Source organism: Streptomyces aureus (assembly GCF_000725495.1).
Taxonomy (GTDB): domain Bacteria; phylum Actinomycetota; class Actinomycetes; order Streptomycetales; family Streptomycetaceae; genus Streptomyces; species Streptomyces aureus_B.
The window spans coordinates 1-235 of sequence record NZ_JNZD01000121.1; the positions used below are offsets into that span (position 1 = coordinate 1).

Consider the following 235-nt stretch of genomic DNA (forward strand, 5'->3'; position numbering starts at 1 on the left):
TTCGACGCGCTTGGCGAGGACCTTGCCGAGTTCGACGCCCCACTGGTCGAAGGAGTCGATGTTCCAGACCGCGCCCTGGACGAACACCTTGTGCTCGTACAGCGCGATCAGCTGGCCCAGGACCGAGGGGGTCAGCTCGGCGGCGAGGATGGTGGTGGTGGGGTGGTTGCCCTGGAACGTCTTGTGCGGCACCAGTTCCTCGGGCACGCCCTCGGCGCGGACCTCGTCGGGGGTC

Annotated in this window: 1 pseudogene; it reads right to left on the minus strand. The window is 68.1% G+C overall.

Annotated features, from left to right (window positions below):
• Window positions 1–235, minus strand: a pseudogene (locus IO36_RS36240) (glucose-6-phosphate isomerase); the annotation flags it as partial.